The 19,615-nt window shown below is 65.4% G+C and carries 15 protein-coding genes and 1 tRNA gene; 14 read left to right on the top strand and 2 right to left on the bottom strand.

Features of this window, described 5'->3' with window-relative positions; all coding sequences use genetic code 11:
- From trpC to pyk, 8 genes are all read left to right on the top strand, one after another.
- On the top strand, nt 1-816 hold an 816-nt coding region (trpC, locus tag ACI2JZ_RS18065), incomplete at its 5' end, for an indole-3-glycerol phosphate synthase TrpC (protein WP_404598805.1).
- A gap of 110 nt (nt 817-926) precedes the next feature.
- Entirely contained in the window at nt 927-2,258 is a 1,332-nt protein-coding gene (gene trpB / locus ACI2JZ_RS18060) for a tryptophan synthase subunit beta (RefSeq protein WP_105656707.1), read from the top strand.
- Nucleotides 2,259-3,041: a tryptophan synthase subunit alpha gene (trpA, locus tag ACI2JZ_RS18055; RefSeq protein WP_105656706.1), complete on the top strand. Its 783-nt coding sequence runs from the start codon at nt 2,259-2,261 to the stop codon at nt 3,039-3,041.
- Nucleotides 3,041-4,057, top strand: a complete 1,017-nt coding sequence (lgt, locus tag ACI2JZ_RS18050) for a prolipoprotein diacylglyceryl transferase (protein ID WP_286134569.1) — start codon at nt 3,041-3,043, stop codon at nt 4,055-4,057. The genes trpA and lgt overlap by 1 nt, the downstream gene beginning before the upstream one ends.
- Nucleotides 4,058-4,149: 92 nt before the next feature.
- Nucleotides 4,150-4,314: a hypothetical protein gene (locus ACI2JZ_RS18045; protein ID WP_181149008.1), complete on the top strand. Its 165-nt coding sequence runs from the start codon at nt 4,150-4,152 to the stop codon at nt 4,312-4,314.
- A 305-nt stretch (nt 4,315-4,619) separates the two neighbouring features.
- On the top strand, nt 4,620-9,239 hold the full coding sequence (gene gltB / locus ACI2JZ_RS18040) for a glutamate synthase large subunit (RefSeq protein ID WP_388022346.1): 4,620 nt from the start codon (nt 4,620-4,622) through the stop codon (nt 9,237-9,239).
- A complete protein-coding gene (locus tag ACI2JZ_RS18035; protein WP_105656705.1) occupies nt 9,232-10,701 on the top strand; it encodes a glutamate synthase subunit beta in 1,470 nt (489 codons plus the stop codon). The genes gltB and ACI2JZ_RS18035 overlap by 8 nt, the downstream gene beginning before the upstream one ends.
- A gap of 86 nt (nt 10,702-10,787) precedes the next feature.
- Nucleotides 10,788-12,299 carry a pyruvate kinase gene (gene pyk, locus ACI2JZ_RS18030; protein WP_133834232.1) on the top strand — a complete coding sequence of 504 codons (1,512 nt, stop codon included), beginning with the start codon at nt 10,788-10,790 and terminating at the stop codon, nt 12,297-12,299.
- A 182-nt stretch (nt 12,300-12,481) separates the two neighbouring features.
- Here pyk and ACI2JZ_RS18025 read toward each other — a convergent pair.
- Nucleotides 12,482-12,566: transfer RNA gene (locus ACI2JZ_RS18025), tRNA-Leu, on the bottom strand.
- A 189-nt stretch (nt 12,567-12,755) separates the two neighbouring features.
- On the opposite strand from ACI2JZ_RS18025, the gene ACI2JZ_RS18020 reads away from it, so the two are divergent.
- The 4 genes from ACI2JZ_RS18020 to ACI2JZ_RS18005 all read left to right on the top strand — a co-directional run bounded on the left by ACI2JZ_RS18020 (nt 12,756) and on the right by ACI2JZ_RS18005 (nt 15,781).
- Nucleotides 12,756-13,373 carry an ANTAR domain-containing response regulator gene (locus ACI2JZ_RS18020; RefSeq protein ID WP_105656703.1) on the top strand — a complete coding sequence of 206 codons (618 nt, stop codon included), beginning with the start codon at nt 12,756-12,758 and terminating at the stop codon, nt 13,371-13,373.
- A 290-nt stretch (nt 13,374-13,663) separates the two neighbouring features.
- Complete coding sequence (locus ACI2JZ_RS18015) at nt 13,664-14,896, top strand: inorganic phosphate transporter (protein WP_332486740.1); 1,233 nt, start codon at nt 13,664-13,666, stop codon at nt 14,894-14,896.
- A complete protein-coding gene (locus tag ACI2JZ_RS18010) occupies nt 14,893-15,141 on the top strand; it encodes a hypothetical protein (protein WP_105656701.1) in 249 nt (82 codons plus the stop codon). The genes ACI2JZ_RS18015 and ACI2JZ_RS18010 overlap by 4 nt, the downstream gene beginning before the upstream one ends.
- A gap of 94 nt (nt 15,142-15,235) precedes the next feature.
- Nucleotides 15,236-15,781: a dihydrofolate reductase family protein gene (locus tag ACI2JZ_RS18005; protein WP_105656700.1), complete on the top strand. Its 546-nt coding sequence runs from the start codon at nt 15,236-15,238 to the stop codon at nt 15,779-15,781.
- Between the two features lie 84 nt (nt 15,782-15,865).
- Here ACI2JZ_RS18005 and ACI2JZ_RS18000 read toward each other — a convergent pair whose 3' ends face one another.
- Nucleotides 15,866-16,351 carry a hotdog fold thioesterase gene (locus tag ACI2JZ_RS18000; RefSeq protein WP_105656699.1) on the bottom strand — a complete coding sequence of 162 codons (486 nt, stop codon included), beginning with the start codon at nt 16,349-16,351 and terminating at the stop codon, nt 15,866-15,868.
- A gap of 85 nt (nt 16,352-16,436) precedes the next feature.
- On the opposite strand from ACI2JZ_RS18000, the gene polA reads away from it, so the two are divergent.
- The gene (gene polA, locus ACI2JZ_RS17995) at nt 16,437-19,049 is read left to right on the top strand and encodes a DNA polymerase I (RefSeq protein WP_402696317.1); all 2,613 of its coding nucleotides are present in this window, start codon (nt 16,437-16,439) and stop codon (nt 19,047-19,049) included.
- Between the two features lie 301 nt (nt 19,050-19,350).
- A partial coding sequence (locus tag ACI2JZ_RS17990) for a polysaccharide deacetylase family protein (RefSeq protein WP_404598803.1) occupies nt 19,351-19,615 on the top strand: 265 nt, incomplete at its 3' end.

Genomic DNA, 19,615 nt, shown 5'->3' with positions numbered 1-19,615 from the left:
CTTGATGAGATCATCGCGGGCGTCCGGGAAGACCTGGGCGCCCGTCGCGCAATCACCAGCCTGGAAGCGATCAAGCAGGCCGCGGCAGCGGCAGCTCCTGCGCGCGATGCTTTCGCCGCGCTCGGTGGCCATGCCGACCAGGCCGCCCGCGACACCACGCTGCGTGTCATCTCCGAGGTCAAGCGCAAGTCCCCGTCCAAGGGCGCGCTGGCAGATATCCCGGAGCCTGCCGTACTGGCCGCTGAATACGAGGCCGGTGGCGCCTCGGTGATTTCCGTGCTCACCGAAGCCCGCCGTTTCGGCGGTTCGCTCCAGGATCTCGACGCGGTACGCGCTGCCGTGCAGATTCCGGTGCTGCGCAAGGATTTCACGGTCGACGAGTACCAGATCTACGAAGCCCGCGCCCACGGCGCTGACCTCGTGTTGCTCATTGTTGCGGCGCTGAATGATGAATTGCTGGCATCTTTCCTAGAATTGACTCACCAGCTGGGAATGAACGCCCTGGTGGAGACCCACACCGAGGAGGAAATCGCCCGCGCCAGCAAGGCCGGAGCGAGGATCATCGGCGTGAACGTGCGCAACCTGAAGACGCTGGACGTCGATCCAGCCACCTTCGGCAAGCTCGCTCCGCAGCTGCCGGCCCAGGCGGTGATCGTCGCCGAGTCCGGTGTGGAATCCACCGAACAGGTCGTCCAATACGGTGCGGCCGGCGCCGACGCGGTCTTGGTGGGCGAAGCGCTGGTGAAGCATGCCGATCCGCGCGCTTCGGTCGCCGCGTTCATCAAGGCCGGTACCGGCGCCAAGCCGCAGCGCTAGCCGCGCACGGCGGCGAAGGACCCAGAACTGCTTTTCGTGCCCCGCAGGAGTTTCCGGCGGGGCACGAGACTTACCACGAATCAAGCTCCGTACGAGGAAAGAGGGAATCGATGAGCACTCCGGAAAACTCCGAGCACCGCCAGTCGATCGATGCACAGTCGCTAAGGCACGCAAGCGGCCCGTACTTTGGTGCCTACGGCGGGCGATGGATGCCCGAGTCCCTCATGGCCGCCATGGACGAGCTGAACGAGACCTTCGAAGCGGCCAAGAACGACCCCGAGTTCATCGCCCAGGTCAAGGACCTGAACAAGAACTACTCGGGGCGCCCCTCGCTGCTCACCGAAGCCAAGCGCTTTTCCGAGCAGTACTGCGGCGGGGTGCGGATCTTCCTCAAGCGCGAGGACTTGAACCACACCGGCAGCCACAAGATCAACAACGTGCTCGGCCAGGCGCTGCTGGCCAAGCGCATGGGCAAGACCCGCATCATCGCCGAGACCGGTGCCGGCCAGCACGGCGTCGCCTCGGCCACCGCCGCGGCCCTGATGGGCCTGGAATGCGTGGTCTACATGGGCGCGGAAGACACCCGCCGGCAGGCGCTGAATGTCGCGCGCATGCGCCTGCTCGGCGCCACCGTCATCCCGGTCACCGTCGGCTCCCAGACGCTGAAGGACGCGATCAACGAGGCGCTGCGCGACTGGGTGGCCAACGTGGATAACACCCACTACCTGCTGGGCACCGCCGCCGGCGGCGCACCGTTCCCGGCCATGGTCCGCTACTTCCACGAGGTCATCGGTGACGAGGCCCGCGAGCAGATCCTGGCCCAGGCCGGCCGCCTGCCCGACGCGGTGACCGCCTGCATCGGCGGCGGATCGAACGCGATCGGCATCTTCCACGGCTTCCTCGACGATCCCGAGGTGGAGATCTACGGCTACGAGGCCGGCGGCGACGGCGTGGACACCGACCGCCACGCCGCGACCATCACCCTGGGCCGCCCGGGCGTGCTGCACGGCGCGAAGTCCTACCTGATGCAGGACGAGGACGGGCAGACCGTCGAATCGCACTCCATCTCCGCGGGCCTGGACTACCCGGGCGTCGGCCCGGAGCACGCCTACCTGGCCGACATCGGCCGCGTGAAGTACGAGCCGGTCACCGACACCGAGGCGATGGACGCGTTCAAGGCGCTGTGCCGCACCGAGGGCATCCTGCCGGCGATCGAGTCCGCGCACGCCCTGGCCGGCACCATCCGCCTGGCGGCGCGCAAGATCGCCGAAGGCGCGGTCCCCGAAGAGACCATCATCATCGCGAACCTCTCGGGCCGCGGGGACAAGGACGTGGGCACCGCTGCCGCCTGGTTCAACATGATCGACGAAAAAGACGCGGAGGCCGAAATCAACGCGGCCACTGCGCAGAACTCCGGCTCGCAGAAATCCGAGGAGAAGTAGATGACCCGCGTGACCAGCGCCCAGAAGATCGCCGCAGCCCGCGCCGAGGGCCGCCCGGCCCTCATCGGCTACCTGCCTGCCGGCTTCCCCGACGTCGCCACCAGCATCGAGGCCGCCGTGGCGCTGGCCGAGAACGGCGTGGATGTCATCGAGATCGGCATCCCGTACTCCGACCCGGTGATGGACGGTTCGGTGATCCAGGAAGCGACCGTGCAGGCGCTGGCCAACGGCTTCAAGGTCCCGCAGATCTTCGACATCGTGCGCGGAATCACCGAACGCACCGACGTGGCAGTAATGGTCATGACCTACTGGAACCCGGTGCTGCGCCTGGGCGTGGACGAGTTCTCCCGGCGCTTCGCCGAAGCCGGCGGCGCCGGCCTGATCACCCCGGATCTGGTGCCCGACGAGGCCGCCGAATGGATCCAGGCCAGCGAGAAGCACGGCCTGGAGCGCGTGTTCCTCATTGCCCCTTCGTCCACCGAAGCGAGGGTGCAGCGCACCGTGGATGCGTCCTCCGGCTTCGTCTACTGCGTGTCGCTGATGGGCGTCACCGGCGCCCGTACCGAGGTTTCCTCCGCCGCGCAGGCAGTGGTCGCCGCCGCCCACAACGCCGGCGCCGAGAATGCCTGCGTGGGCCTGGGCGTCTCGCGCCGCGAGCACGTGGAAGAAATCGGCGCCTACGCCGACGGCGTGATCGTCGGCACCGCGCTGGTCGCCGCCCTGCGTGACGGGGGAGTGCCGGCCGTGGGCGCCCTGGCCGCCGAACTGAGCGGACGGGCCTGATGGCTTTTGCCGCGCAGCTGGCGCTTGCCTTGCCCGCCTCCATCCCTTCGCCGCCGCCGGAATTCGCCAGGATCTCGATCGGCCCGCTGACCATCCACGCCTACGCGCTGTGCATCCTCGCGGGCATCCTGATCGCGCTGTGGCTGACCAACAAGCGCCTCGGTGCCCGCGGCGGCAACTCCGACATGCTCTGGGACATCGCCATCTGGACGATCCCCTTCGGCATCATCGGCGGACGCCTCTACCATGTGCTGATCACCGACCCGATGTACTACTTCGGACTCGGCGGGCAAACCGCCCACCTGGCCGAGATCCCGCAGATCTGGCTTGGCGGGCTGGGCATCATGGGCGCGGTGTCGCTCGGTGCACTCGGAGCGTGGATCGGTTGCCGGAAAGCCGGCATCCGGCTCTCGGCCTTCGTCGACGCGGCCGTGCCCGGCCTGCTGCTGGCGCAGGCGGCCGGGCGCTGGGGCAACTGGTTCAACCAGGAGCTGTTCGGCGCGCCGACCGACTTGCCGTGGGGCCTGGAGATCGATGCGGACAGCTACAACTTCCCGGCCGGGCTGCCCGCGGACACGCTCTTCCACCCGACCTTCCTGTACGAGTCGCTGTGGAATGTGCTGGGCGCCTTCGTGCTGATCGCGCTGGACCGGAAGTTCAAGCTGCGCCGCGGCGCACTGTTCTGCTGCTACATGATCTGGTACGGCATCGGCCGCACCTTCACCGAATCGCTGCGCCTGGACCCGGCCGAAATCATCGCCATCGGGCCGTTGGCCCTGCGCGTGCACCAGTGGCTGGCGATCGGCATCGCCATCGCCGGCATCCTCGCGCTGATCGTGGTCCTGGGCAAGCTGCGCAAGCAGCAGGTCGATCCGTTCTACCTGCCAGGCAGGGCCCCGGCGCAGCCGGTCGAAGCAGATCGCGCCAAGCCCGCCGCGCACTCACCGGCGGAGTCCAGCTCCGATCCGGGCACCAGCCCCGATCCGGGCAACGACGCCACAGAGCGGCAGCAATAATTCCATAGCACCATTCCGGTGGCCGGCAAGCATCCACGCTTGCCGGCCACCGGTGGTTTAAGCCGCGCCAGCAGCTGCCCGGATCCGCTTTCATGACGCGCTCTGGCCCCAATATGGCGAAATGTCCGGAAAATCTGGGCAGTTTTCCGTCCCTCGGGCGCAACATGCCCGAAACATTGGGCGGCTATCAAAACCGGCTGGCAAAACCGGTTTTCGCGATCCCCGCCCGCAAAAAACTGCTTTTTCCGCGCCGGTAGCGGCAGAAGTTTTTAACATTCCTGAAACACAAGCACGCGCATGCGAGAAACAAAACCTGCGTAACGTGTGATCCACGCGCCACGCTGGTCGATCGACCCCTGGAAAGGCCAGCTGGTGCAGCACCACAACGAGGTGGGAAATGTTCGTCCCCGAAACCTCGATGCGCAAGCAGACCCCGCTTAGCACTGTCGAAAAGTTTCAGCTAGATGAAACATCCAGGCGGCCGGAAGCCCTTGCCAAGAATAAGCCCTTTACCGGGGGCTGCCGCGCGCCTATCCTGCATGAACCACAGAAAGGCACGCTCATGAGCATGACCGGAGTCCAGATGAACGCCTCGCCAGGTTTTGGCGAGGAGGTCCCCTCGCCCTACACCCGTTTTTCCGCGCTGCCTGGCGCGCAGGGTCTGTATGACCCAGCGGCCGAAAAGGATGCCTGCGGCCTGGCGATGATCGCGTCCCTGAAGAACGATGCCAGCCACGAGATCGTCGCCCACGCGCTGACCGCCCTGCGCCGGCTTGAGCACCGCGGCGCCATCGGGGCCGATGAAGGCACCGGCGACGGCGCCGGCATCCTGCTGCATCTGCCCGACGCCTTCCTGCGCAGCGTCACCGCATTCGATCTTCCCGCCGCCGGCTCCTACGCCGTGGGCATGGGCTTCCTCCCGGCCGACGCCGGCGAACGTGCCTTCGCCCAGGAAGAACTGGAAACCATGGCCGCCGAGGAGAACCTGGCGGTGCTCGGCTGGCGCGAGGTACCGGTTGATTCCGACGTGCTCGGCGCCTCGGCCCGCAAGGTGATGCCGTACATCGCCCAGATCTTCATCGGCGCCCACGCTGGCGCCCCGGCCGCCACCCGCCGCGAGCTGGACGCCGCCGCCTGGCGCATCCGCCGCCGCGCGCACAACAAGATGGGCGTGTACTTCGCCTCGTTCTCCTCGCAGTCCATCGTCTACAAGGGCATGGTCTCCACCGCGCAGCTCGAGCCGTTCTACCCGGACCTGTCCGACGCCCGCTTCACCAGCCGCTGCGCGATCGTGCACTCGCGCTTCTCCACCAACACCTTCCCGTCGTGGCCGCTGGCCCAGCCTTTCCGCACCATCGCGCACAACGGCGAGATCAACACCGTCAAGGGCAACCGCAACTGGATGCGCGCCCGCCAGTCGACCCTGGAATCCGAGCTGCTCGGCGAGGTGCCCGAAGAACTGTTCCCGATCTGCACCGCCGGCGCCTCGGACTCGGCCTCCTTCGACGAGGTCGCCGAAATGCTCATGCTCTCGGGCCGCAACGTGACCGAGACCATCATGATGATGATCCCGCAGCCGTGGGAAAACGACGATCAGATGGACGCGGACCTGCGCGCCTTCTACCAGTACCAGTCCATGCTCATCGAGCCGTGGGATGGCCCCGCCGCCGTCTGCTTCACCGATGGCGCGATGGCCGGCGCGGTGCTGGACCGCAATGGCCTGCGCCCAGCCCGCTGGTGGGTCACCGACGACGGCCTGGTGGTCCTGGCCAGCGAGGTCGGCGTGATCGACGTCGACGAAGAGCACATCGTGAAGAAGGGCCGTGTCGCCCCGGGCAAGATGTTCGCCGTGGACCTGGACGCCCAGCGTATTGTCGAGGACGCCGAGATCAAGGCCGAAGTGGCCGCCGCCAAGCCATGGCGCGAATGGGTTTCGCAGAACCTGAAGACGCTGGCCGACTTCCCGGACCTGGAGCACGTGCGCCACAACTCCGCCTCCGTGGCCCTGCGCCAGCTGACCTTCGGCTACACCACCGAGGAGCTGCGCGTGCTGCTCGCTCCCATGGCCGCCACCGGTGCCGAACCGCTGGCCGCCATGGGCACCGACACCCCGATTGCCGCCCTGGCTGACCGGGCGCGCCTGCTGTTCGACTACTTCACCCAGTCCTTCGCCCAGGTCACCAACCCGCCGCTGGATGCAATCCGCGAAGAGCTGGTCACCTCGATGGGCACCGCGATCGGCCCCGACGGCAACCTGCTGTCCCTGGACCGTGTCCCGCAAACCCAGATCGCGCTGGACTACCCGGTGCTGACCAACGACCAGCTGGCCAAGATCGTGCACCTGCGCGACGAATCCGGGTCCAAGTACTCGCTGAAGGTGCGCGGCCTGTACCGCCCGGCCGGCGGCGAATCCGAGCTGCGCGCCCGCCTGCAGGAAATCTGCGAGAAGGTTTCCGCCGCGGTGAACCGCGGGGTGCGCTACATCGTGCTCTCGGACCGCGATTCCTCCGCGGCCTGGGCGCCGATCCCGTCGCTGCTGCTGACCTCCGCGGTGCACCACCACCTGCTCAAGAGCTCCAACCGCACCCGCGTTTCGCTGATCATCGAGTCCGGCGACGCCCGCGAAGTGCACCACATCGCCCTGCTCATCGGCTACGGCGCCAGCGCCATCAACCCCTACCTCGCCCTGGAATCGGTCGAGCAGATGGCCGAGAACGGCGAGCTGCCCGGAGTTGACGGGCACCAGGCCAGCAGCAACCTGATCAAGGCGCTGGGCAAGGGAGTGCTGAAGATCATGTCCAAGATGGGCATCTCCACGGTCTCCAGCTACTGCGGCGCGCAGACCTTCGAGGCCGTGGGCCTGTCCCAGCGCGTGGTCGACCAGTACTTCACCGGCACCGCCACCAAGCTCTCGGGCATCGAGCTGGATGTGGTGGCCGCCGAGGCCGCCGCCCGCCATGCCCGCGCCTACCCGGAGATCGACGGCGGCGCCCAGCCGCTGGAACTGGAAACCGGGGGAGAGTACCAGTGGCGCCGCGAAGGCCCGCCGCACCTGTTCAACCCGGAAACCGTCTTCCGCCTGCAGCACTCCACCCGCACCCGCCGCTACGACGTGTTCAAGGAGTACACCAAGGCCGTCGACGATCAGGCCGCACAGCTCAAGACCCTGCGCGGGCTGCTGAAGTTCAAGACCGAGGGGATCACCCCGATCGCCATCGACGAGGTGGAGCCGGTCAGCTCCATCGTGAAGCGCTTCGCCACCGGCGCGATGAGCTACGGCTCGATTTCGGCCGAGGCCCACGAAACCCTGGCCATCGCGATGAACCAGCTGGGTGCGAAGTCCAACACCGGCGAAGGCGGCGAGGATCCGGAGCGGCTGCTCGATCCGGTGCGCCGCAGCGCGGTCAAGCAGATCGCCTCGGGCCGCTTCGGGGTGACCAGCTTGTACCTGGCCAACGCGGATGACATCCAGATCAAGATGGCCCAGGGCGCCAAGCCCGGCGAAGGCGGCCAGCTGATGAGCGCCAAGCTCTACCCCTGGATCGCCAAGACTCGCCACTCCACCCCGGGTGTCGGGCTGATCTCCCCGCCGCCGCACCACGACATCTACTCGATCGAGGACCTGGCCCAGCTGATCCACGACGCGAAGTGCGCCAACCCTTCCGCCCGCGTGCACGTGAAGCTGGTCTCCGAGTCCGGCATCGGCACCGTCGCGGCCGGCGTGGCCAAGGCCAAGGCCGACGTCGTGCTGATTTCCGGGCACGATGGCGGCACCGGCGCCTCGCCGATGAATTCGCTGAAGCATGCCGGCACCCCGTGGGAAATCGGCTTGGCCGAAGCGCAGCAGACGCTGATCCTCAACGGGTTGCGCGACCGCGTCACCGTGCAGGTCGATGGCCAGCTGAAAACCGGGCGCGACGTGCTGATCGGCGCCCTGCTGGGTGCCGAGGAATTCGGCTTCGCCACCGCCCCGCTGGTGGTCTCGGGCTGCATCATGATGCGCGTGTGCCACCTGGACACCTGCCCGGTGGGCGTGGCCACGCAGAATCCTGCGCTGCGCGAACGCTTCACCGGCAAGGCCGAGTTCGTGGTGAACTTCTTCGAGTTCATCGCCCAGGAGGTGCGCGAGCTGCTCGCCTCGCTGGGGGCGCGCACCCTGGACGAGGTGATCGGCAAGGTCGAACTGCTCCAGGCCGATCCCGCCCAGTTCGCCGCGCACGACAAGGTCTCCGGGCTGGCCCTGGATGCGATTACCCACGTGCCGGATACCGAACTGGCGGCGCGCCGCCGCCGCATCGGCCAGGACCACGGGCTGGACACGCACCTGGACCAGCAGCTGCTCGCCGCGGCCGGACCGGCGCTGGCTGACCGCCTGCCGGTCAGCATCGACGCGGCGATCGTGAATACCGACCGCTCCACCGGCACGCTGCTGGGCCACCATGTGACCAAGACCTTCGGGCTGCAGACCCTGGAGCGGGACACCATCAAGGTGAACCTCTCGGGCCGCGCCGGCCAGTCGCTGGGCGCCTTCCTTCCCGAGGGCATTACTCTCAAGCTCTCGGGCGACGCGAATGACTACGTCGGCAAGGGATTGTCCGGCGGCCGGATCGCGATCCACCCGCCGCACACCACCCTGTCCAAACCCGAGGAGCAGGTCATCGCCGGCAACGTGGTCGGCTACGGCGCCACCAGCGGGGAGCTGTTCATCAACGGCATGGTCGGCGAACGCTTCGCGGTGCGCAACTCCGGGGCCACGATTGTCACCGAAGGCATCGGCGAGCACGGCTGCGAGTACATGACCGGGGGACAGGTGCTGATCCTGGGAGCCACCGGCCGCAACTTCGGCGCCGGGTTCTCCGGCGGCGTGGCCTGGGTGCTGGACTTCGATGCAGCCAAGCTGAACCCGCTGGCTGCCGGGCAGTCGGACCTGCTGGTAGCGCCGATTACCGATGCCGAAGCCGAACGCATCCACGAGCTGCTCACCGAGCACATCGCATTGACCGCATCCCCGCTGGCCTCCCGCCTGCTGCTGGACTGGGAACGAACCCGCAGCCGGCTGACCAGCATCACCCCGCGCGACTTCGCCGCCGTGCAGCAGCTGCGCAGCGACGCAGTAGCCAACGGGCAGAACCCGGATTCGCCGCAGGTATGGAACAAGATTTTGGAGGTGACCCGTGGCTGATCCACGTGGATTCCTGAAGGTGACCGAACGTGTCACCCAGCCCAAGCGCCCGGTGCCGGTGCGCCTGATGGACTACAAGGAGGTCGTCGAGCGCCAGAAGTCCGGCATCCTGGAGGAGCAGGCCGGCCGTTGCATGGACTGCGGCGTCCCGTTCTGCCATTCGGGATGCCCGCTGGGCAACCTGATCCCGGAGTTCAACGACCTGGCCTACAGGGGCCGGATGGATGATGCGGCCGCCCGGCTGCTGAGCACCAACAATTTCCCGGAGCTCACCGGCAAGCTGTGCCCGGCCCCGTGCGAGTCCTCCTGCGTGCTGGGCATCAACCAGCCCGCGGTGACCATCAAGCAGGTCGAAGCCGAACTCGCTGGCCACCTGATGGACGCCGGCGACTTCGTGCCGCAGCCGCCTGCCCGCCACACCGAGCACCGCGTGGCGATCGTCGGTTCGGGGCCGGCCGGATTGGCCGCCGCCCAGCAGCTGACCCGTGCCGGGCACACCGTGGCCGTCTACGAGCGCGACGAAGCCATCGGCGGCCTGCTGCGCTTCGGCATCCCGGACTTCAAGCTGGAGAAGCAGGTCATCGACCTGCGCCTGGCCCAGATGGAAGCCGAAGGAACGATCTTCCGCACCGGCATCGAGATCGGCAAGGACATCTCCTGGAAGCAGCTGCGCCGAGACTACGACGCGGTCATCGTGGCCACCGGTGCCACGGTGCCGCGCGAGCTGCCGGTGCCGGGCAACAAGCTCGAGGGCGTGCACCATGCCATGGAGTTCCTCACCGAGAGCAACCGCGTGGTCGCCGGCCAGCTCGATGCCCCGCGCATCGATGCGGCGGGCAAGCACGTGATCGTGCTGGGCGGCGGAGACACCGGCTCGGACTGCATCGGCACCGCCCTGCGCCAGGGCGCGGCGAGCGTCACGACGCTGGCCATCGGCCAGCAGCCGGGCACCGAGCGCCGCGAAGACCAGCCGTGGCCGATGATGCCGGTGCTTTTCGAGGTGCAGACCTCCCATGAGGAAGGCGGCGAGCGGACCTACCTGGCTTCGACCGTGAACTTCATCTCCGGCGAGGGAACTGAGCAAAACAAGGTGATCGGTGTTACAGTTGCAGAGACAGAATTTGTTGCTGGCAAGCGCCTCCCGAAGCCTGGAACCGAACGCGTAATCAAAGCGGATCTGGTTCTGCTTGCCCTCGGGTTCACCGGTCCGGAAGTTTCCGGATTGGACGAACAGGTCAGTATCGAATTCGACAACCGGGGCAACGTCGCCCGAGATGGCTACTACATGACGAACACCGAATCGGTATTCGTCGCCGGAGACGCCGGTCGGGGACAGTCGCTGATCGTGTGGGCTATCGCCGAAGGACGCGCTTGCGCGGCCGCGGTCGACAAGTTCCTCATGGGTTCGACTACCCTTCCTGCACCGGTTGCTCCAACCGATAGGGCCATCAGCATCATTTGAGTGACATAGGCTTGAATGCGGCGCACCCGGATGCCGGGTGGGCCGCATTTTGCCTATGTGAACATGAAAGGCATTTGGCTGACGGAATGAGACGCGCAAAGATTGTGGCAACCTGGGGCCCGGCCCTGGCAAGTTATGAAAATACTGTAGCGGTACTGAAGGCGGGCGTAGACGTAGCCCGCCTGAACATGAGCCATGGAGACCACTCCATGCACGCACAATCCCTGGCGAATGTGCGCAATGCGGCCGCGGAGATCGGCCGCGCGGTTGGCATCTTCGCCGACCTGCAGGGTCCGAAGATCCGCCTTGGCCGCTTCAAGGACAACGCCAAGTACATCCTCGAGGCTGGTGAGGAATTCACCATCACCATCGAGGACATCGAAGGTACCCGCAACCTGTGCTCCACCACCTTCAAGGGCCTTCCCACCGATGTCCAGCCGGGCGATTTCCTGCTGATCAACGACGGCAAGGTCAAGCTCAAGGCGCTGGCAGTTGACCAGACCTCGGTGCGTTCCGAGGTCGTCGTCGGAGGCGAGGTGTCCAATAACAAGGGCATCAACCTGCCAGGCGTCGCGGTGAACGTTCCCGCATTGAGCGAAAAGGACGAGGACGACCTGCGCTGGGCACTGCGTGCCGGCATCGACATGGTCGCACTGTCCTTCGTGCGCAACGCCGAGGACATCGAGCGCGTGCACGAGATCATGGACGAAGAAGGCCGACGCGTGCCGGTGATCGCCAAGATCGAGAAGCCGCAGGCCGTGGCCGCGCTGGAAGAAATCATCAATGCCTTCGACGCCATCATGGTCGCCCGCGGGGACTTGGGCGTGGAGCTGCCGCTGGAAGAAGTTCCGGTCGTGCAGAAGCGTGCCGTGGAGCTGGCACGCCGCTGGGCCAAGCCGGTCATCGTCGCCACCCAGGTGCTCGAATCGATGATCGAATCGCCGACCCCGACCCGCGCCGAGGCTTCGGACTGCGCCAATGCGGTGCTCGACGGCGCCGACGCGGTCATGCTCTCGGGGGAGACCTCCGTGGGCGCGTACCCGGTGGAAACTGTGGAGACCATGTCGCGCATCATCTCCTCGACCGAGCAGCACGGCCTGGATCGCATTCCCCGCTTGGGCTCCCAGCCGAAGACCCGCGGCGGCGCGATCACCCGTGCCGCGGTGGAGATCGCCGATCAGCTCGACGCGAAGTACATCGTCGCCTTCACCCAGTCCGGCGACTCGGCACGGCGCCTCTCGCGCCTGCGCCCGAAGAAGCCGGTCCTGGCTTTCACCCCGCTGCAGCAGACCTACAACATCATGACCCTGATGTGGGGTGTGCAGGCACGCCTGGTGGCCTACGCCGACCACACTGACAAGATGACCGCCCAGGTGGACGAGGCGCTGCTCTCCGAAGGCCTGGCGGAGCTCAACGATATCGTGTGCATCGCCGCCGGGTCCCCTCCGGGACAGGCAGGGTCCACCAACTCGCTGCGCGTGCACAAGGTCGGCGACCTCGCCGATGCCGGCCAGCTGGTCAATGGCAAGCCGATGCCTGCTCGCGAGAAGGTCGGTCCGTGGGCACCGGAAAACGTCTCCACGCCGAAAAACCTGTAGACGCTCTTTCGCGCACTAGCTGAGGCAAGAAAATCCGCCCTGCTCCAGAATTCTGGAGCAGGGCGGATTTTTTGCCTTGGCGCCCGCAAAGCACGATTGTGAACTCGAGCACGTGCCCTGTGGTTGCGCGCGCAAAAAAAGGCCGTTGAACCGGACAATTTCCGATCCAACGGCCTTCATACTGGTGCCCAAGGTGGGACTCGAACCCACACATCTTTCGATACCGCATTTTGAGTGCGGCGCGTCTACCGATTCCGCCACTTGGGCTGGCACTTTGACTACTTTACTAGAGGTTTTCCAGATTTCCTAATCAGGAACCTCGCGTCTTCGCCTCAACAAGAGTACATGCCAGTAGGCTTAGATGTGAAACCGAGGCAACGTGGCTTCGCTGAACTGAAACCATCTAGATACTGCCCATTCAGCGGGCAGGATTTCTGACCATGGAGGAAGGCGCCAATGAGCGAACTACCTGAAATCACCCGCATCCCATCCGAGGTGCAATCCACTCCGCGTCGAGTGGTCGTTGCCGAGGATGAAACCCTGATCCGCTTGGATATCGTCGAAATTCTCCGTTCCGAAGGGTACGACGTCGTCGCCGAAGCCGACAACGGCCAGACCGCCCTGGAGAAGGCGCGCGAATTGAAGCCCGATCTGGTGCTCATGGACGTGAAGATGCCGGTCATGGATGGCATCACCGCCGCCGAAGCCATCGTCAAGGAACGCATCGCCCCGGTCGTCTTGCTGACCGCCTTCAGCCAGAAGGAACTGGTGGAGCGTGCCCGCGAAGCCGGTGCCATGGCCTACGTGGTCAAGCCGTTCACCCCGGCAGACCTCACTCCGGCCATCGAAATCGCGATTTCCCGCAATGACGAGCTGCGCGCGCTGGAGGAAGAAGTCAGCAACCTGGCCGAGCAGTTCGAAACCCGCAAGCTGGTTGATCGCGCCAAGTCGCTGCTCATCACCAAGATGGGCTTGACCGAGCCGGAAGCGTTCCGCTGGATCCAGAAGACCTCCATGGATCGCCGCCTGAGCATGCGCCAGGTTGCCGAGACGGTCGTCGACCAGGTCAAGTAGGGACCGCCAAGCACTGGATTGTGCGCCAAGCCACTTATGGTTTGGCGCACATTTTTTATGCCTGCGATGCGCCGATACCGCGCTTGGAGGCTAGTTAACCCTCTGGTAACCAGTTGTTCATCCGAGTTTTCCCCGGATGGGGTTGAAGTTCCGGATTGACGTACTGCGCCGTACGCCTAAGATGGAAATTGCGCTTAGAACGAAGTCCTGCACGCCAATGCCTTTCGCAGGATCCTATTTCTGGCCCGTTCTCTTTTTCCTTGCCGTTCGACCCCTCAGGCTGGTATTCAATGGATTTGACGCTTATCGTCGTCCTGGTCATTGCCTTGGCGTTGTTTTTCGACTTCACCAATGGTTTCCATGACACGGCCAATGCGATGGCCACCCCAATCGCAACCGGAGCAATTTCCCCTAAGAAGGCAGTTGCCCTCGCCGCAATTCTGAACCTGGTTGGCGCATTCCTCTCCACCGAGGTAGCGAAGACCATTTCAGGTGGCATCATCAACGAAGACCCGACCTCGGGCGTGGCTATTGGGCCGGCGATGATTTTCGCCGGCCTGATGGGCGCCGTGATCTGGAACCTGTTCACCTGGTTGCTGGGACTGCCTTCGAGCTCCTCCCACGCATTGTTCGGCGGCCTGGTAGGCGCCGCGATCGTCGGTGCAGGCTTCGCCTCGGTGAACTACAGCGTGCTGCTCTCCAAGGTGCTGCTTCCGGCCCTGTGCGCGCCGGTGATCGCCGGCATCTCCGCGTACCTGTGCACCAAGCTGGCCTACGCGATCACCAAGCGCGAGAATGGAGCGGCGCCCAAGCGCGGCGGCTTCCGCTACGGGCAGATCTTCTCTTCCTCGCTGGTCGCGCTGTCCCACGGCACTAACGATGCGCAGAAGACCATGGGCATCATCACCCTGACCCTGGTGGCTTCTGGCCTGCAGGATTCCGACTCCGGCGTGCAGTTCTGGGTTGTTGCCACCTGTGCCTTCGCCATCGCGCTGGGTACCTACACCGGCGGCTGGCGCATCATCGCCACCATGGGTTCGGGCCTGACCGACGTGAAGCCCGCGCAGGGCTTCGCAGCCGAGATGTCCACCGCTTCGGCGATCCTGACCTCCTCGCACCTGGGCTTCGCGCTGTCCACCACCCAGGTAGCCTCCGGCTCCGTGATCGGTTCGGGCATGGGCCGCAAGGGCGGCGAAGTCCGCTGGGGCACCGCGGGACGCATCGCGTTGGGCTGGCTGTTCACCCTGCCAGCAGCCGCGGCCGTCGGCGGCGTGGCCGCAGCGATCACCCACCTGGGCACCATCGGCATCGTGATCGTCGCGATCGCCGGCACCGGCGCCATGCTGACCATCTGGTTCCTCTCGCGCAAGCAGCCGCATGACCACGAGTCGAACATTTCCGACATCGACAACTCGGGTGCAGCGGTGAACATCCTGACCAAGAAGGAACGCCGTGCCAAGGCCAAGGCGGAAGCCAAGCTGGCCAAGGTTGCCGCAGCGCAGAAGGAAGCCGATAATTCATGATTGACTGGACAGCCTTTCTCATCGTCGCCGCCATCACCTGGTTTTCCGCGATGGCGATCGTGGCGGCCTACTCCTTCGGCGTCCGCCTGCTGGCAGTTGCCAAGGACGAGGGCCGCAACCAGAGCCTGAGCAATGCCGGAGCCTACGCTTGCTTCGCGATTTGCGGCCTGATCGTCCTCTTCGGCGTGGTGCTGATCGTGCCGCAGCTGAGCGAAGCGATCCTGGGCTTCTCCTCGAGCCACTAGGAACTGCTCGCGGCTGCGGGTGGATCCGACACGATTTTCGGGTCCCTCGACAACTTGATATTGCCTTCGATGGAGGCACCTCTAGACTGGAGCCATGACTAGCTTCAAGTACTACGTGGGTGCCTCCATCGATGGTTTTATCGCCGATCGCAGCGGAAGCGTCCAATGGTTCATCCCCTATGCCACGCAGCCGGGAGTGAAAAAGCATTTCGACGAGTTCTTCGGGAGCGTCGGCGCCGTAGTGATCGGTGGCAAGACCTACGAGAACATCGTCCGTGATGCTGCCGAGGGAACCGTGCCGTGGGTGTTCGGCGAGAAGCCGGTGTGGGTCTTCACACACCATGAACTGCCGACACTGCCCGGAGCGGACCTGACCTTCATCCGCGGCGAGGTGGGCTTCTGGAGCCGGGACATCGCCCAGAGCGCAGGGGCCGGGGACGTGTGGGTGGTTGGCGGTGCCGACCTGGCTGGAGCGTTCGTCGAAGCCGATGCGCTCGATGAGCTGCTTCTGGTCACCGTTCCGGAGGTGCTGGGCGACGGGGCCAATATCTTTGGCCGCGGGATCAGCACGCAGCTCTCGGCCCTGGGGATCACCGAGCTCGGCGCGGATATCTTCCTCTCGCGCTACGCGATCGGCTAAACGGCCAAGGGGACCAGCCGGCCAGGGCCAGCGCTCCGGAAAAGCCGGATCCGCCGCGCTTGGCGCGAACGGCGCCTGCGGGGATCAGTTTTCGACCGGCAGCAGCATATTGGTGATGCGAGCGGTCGCGACACGCTGGCCCTGCTCATTGCTGATCACGATCTCATGGCAGGTGCTGCTGCGGCCCAGATGCACCGGCGTGCATACCCCGGTGACCAGCCCGGTGCGCCCGGCCTTGTGGTGGGTGATGTTCAAATCCACGCCGACCGGGTTGGCCCGGCCGGCACCGTGCAGCGCAGCGGCCATCGAACCGAGGGTTTCGGCAAGTGCCGCCGAAGCGCCGCCATGCAGGATGCCGTAGACCTGGGTGTTGCCCGCCACCGGCATGGTGGCGGCAACGCGCTGGGGTTCGAACCCGGTGAAGATGATTTCCAGTTTCTCCACGAGTTCGCCCACGCCATTGTGCAGCAGGTAGGGCCACATGGATTCGGGAATACCGTGGCGGGCCAGCTGCGCGGCAAACGGATGTGCCGAAGATTGCGTGGTTCGAGAAGTGAAATTGTCGCTCATGGCAACTAGGCTTTCAGGTGTGAGCGAAACTACCAAACCGACTGCCTCGTCGGACAAGAGACTGCTGATTATTGACGGACACTCCATGGCCTTCCGCGCGTTCTATGCGCTGCCTGCAGAGAACTTCGCAACAAGCACCGGCCAGCACACCAATGCCGTGCACGGATTCGTATCGATGCTGCTGACGATGATCCGCCAGCAAAAGCCCACCCACGTTGCGGTGGCCTTCGACTTGGACACCCCGACTTTCCGCTCGCTGGAGTACACCGAGTACAAGGGCGGACGCAATAAGACGCCCGAAGAGTTCTACGGGCAGATCGATCTGATCCAGGAAGTCATGAAGGCGATGAACATCCCTTCGATCACCCTGGAGAGCTTCGAGGCCGATGACATCCTGGCCACGCTGGCCACCCAGGGCGAAGAAGCCGGTTTCAACGTGCTGGTGGTGTCCGGCGACCGCGACGCCTTCCAGCTGATCACCGACAAGACCTTGGTGCTGTACCCGAAGAAGGGCATCAGCGATATCCCGCCGATGGATGCCGCAGCGGTGGAAGCCAAGTACTTCGTGCGTCCCGAGCGCTACTCGGATTTGGCGGCTCTGGTCGGCGAAACCGCGGATAACTTGCCCGGTGTGCCAGGCGTGGGGCCGAAGACCGCCGCCAAATGGATCAACCTCTACGGGGACCTGGCTGGCATCCTGGAGAATGTGGAGAACATCAAGGGCAAGGTCGGCGAGTCGCTGCGCGAGCACGTGGACAACGTGACCCGCAACCGCCGGTTGAACCAGCTCAAGCACGACCTGGAACTCCCGGTCACGCTCGATCAGATGGAACTCGAAGCCCCGAACCGCGAAGAGATCGAGAACCTGTTCGACGCGCTGGAATTCAACACCCTGCGCAAGCGCCTGTTCGACCTGTTTGCAGCCCAGGAAGAGGAAGCGGCACCCGAAGTTGCCGAATTCTCCCGGGTGCTCGGCGCCGATGCCGACGCACTGGACGGATTCATCGGGGCCGGGAAGGGCGCGCCGATCGCAATCCAGCCTGCTGCGGTTGACGGCGAAGCCGTGGGTCTGGCCCTTTTCCGCGGGTCGGAAGCCCTCTGGCTGGAACTGGCCGAACTCGATGAAGCCACCGAAGGCGTGCTTGCGCAGTTCCTGGCCGATGAGAACGCGCCGAAGCTCTTCCACGATGCCAAGGCCGCCATGCACCTGCTCATCGAGCGCGGGCTGCGGATCGCCGGCGTCAAGGACGACACCTTGATCAGCGCCTACCTGATCCAGCCCGATCGCCGCAGCCACGACCTGGTGGACGTGGTGCAGTACCACCTGAAGTACGCCGTGCCGGTGCATCAGGCCAAGAAGGGCGAACTGGATCTGGGGCTCACTTCGGATCTTGCCGAGCCAACGTTGGCCCAGGCGCAGGCCATCCACGACCTCTCCGCCTACCTGGCTACCAAGCTGGCCGAGAAGCACGCGGACAAACTGGCTGCCGAGATGGAGCTGCCGCTGATTCCGGTACTCTTCGAGATGGAACGCGCCGGCGTGGCAGTGGACGTGGATCGCCTGAACGAACTGCGTGCCCACTTCACCGAGCAGGTGGACCAGGCCACCAACGACGCGTTCGCCGCGATCGGCCACGAAGTCAACCTCTCCAGCCCGAAGCAGCTGCAGGTGGTGTTGTTCGAAGAGCTGGATCTGCCGCGCACCAAGAAGATCAAGACCGGTTTCACCACCGATGCCGAGTCGCTGCAGGATCTGCTGGTCAAGACCGGGCACCCGTTCCTGGTCGCGCTGATGGCCTACCGCGACGCGATCAAGCTGCGCCAGACCGTGGACGGCCTGCTCAAGGCCACCCACGATGATGGCCGGATCCACACCACCTATGCGCAGACCGTGGCCGCGACCGGGCGCCTCTCCAGCCTGAACCCGAACCTGCAGAACATCCCGGTGCGTTCGGAAGAGGGCCGTCGCATCCGCGACGTCTTCATGGTCGGGGCCGGCTACCAGAGCCTGCTGACAGTGGACTACTCGCAGATCGAAATGCGCATCATGGCGCACCTCTCCGAAGACGAGGGGCTGATCGAGGCCTACCAGAACGGCGAGGACCTGCACCGCTATGTCGGTTCGCGCGTGTTCAACGTCGAGCCGGACGAGGTCACCTCGGAGATGCGCTCGAAGGTCAAGGCGATGAGCTACGGCCTGGCCTATGGGCTGAGCAGCTTCGGGCTGTCCAAGCAGCTGAAGATCGGCGTGGACGAGGCCCGCAAGCTGATGAAGGACTACTTCGACCGCTTCGGTGCCGTGCGCACCTACCTGCGTTCGGTCGTCGACCAGGCCCGCAAGGATGGCTACACCGAAACCATTTTCGGACGCCGCCGCTACCTGCCGGAGCTGAACAGCTCGGATCGTCGGCTGCGCGACATCGCCGAGCGTGCCGCGTTGAACGCCCCGATCCAGGGTTCGGCCGCCGACCTGGTGAAGGTGGCCATGCTGCGCATCGACGAGGGACTGCGCGCTGGGCAGTACAAGTCCCGGATGCTGCTGCAGGTCCATGACGAACTCATCCTGGAGATCGCCGAGGGGGAGCTGGAAGCAGTGCAGGAGCTGGTGACCCGCGAAATGGGACAGGCCGCAGATCTGCTGGTGCCGCTGGATGTCCAGCCGGGCATCGGCCGGACCTGGCACGACGCCGCGCACTAGGGGCAGCAATCGAAAGGGGCAGGGGCACCGCGGGTGTTCCTGCCCCTTTCGGCAGGATCGAATGGGCTTGGGGAAAGAGACGAACTTGGAGCACTACTCGCGCCGTTGGGCGCTGAAAACCGGAAGCCTGGGGCTGGGGGCGCTGGCCGCCGCGCTGGTCTCCGGTTGCAGTACCGGCGGACCGGCGGAACGAGCCGGGTCCGCGGCGGCCTCGGCAACGGCGAGTCCTTCGCCCACCGCCACTGCTTCACCCCGGCCTACCGCCAGCCTCCAGACGGTGTATCCGAGCCGGAGCCAGGTCATGGAAAAGTTCAAGAATGTTCCTGCAGGGCAGTTCGGGCTGGAAGTCCCGGGCATCGAGCTGGGCCTGCCCAAGGGCAATGCCGCCGCGGCGTTGACCTTCGATGCCTGCGGGGGACCCCGGGGCTCGGGGGTGGATGGGGCCCTGCTGGACGCCTTGCGTGCCAAGCAGGTGCCCGCGACCCTCTTCGTGAACGAACGCTGGGCACGCGCCAACGCGCCGCTGATGGACGAGCTGGTAAGCGACGAGCTGTTCGAGATCGCCA

Origin of the sequence: Microbacterium sp. NPDC087868, from assembly GCF_044900755.1 — a bacterium.
GTDB lineage: Bacteria > Actinomycetota > Actinomycetes > Actinomycetales > Microbacteriaceae > Microbacterium > Microbacterium galbinum.
This window is presented reverse-complemented; position numbering and strand designations above follow the sequence as displayed.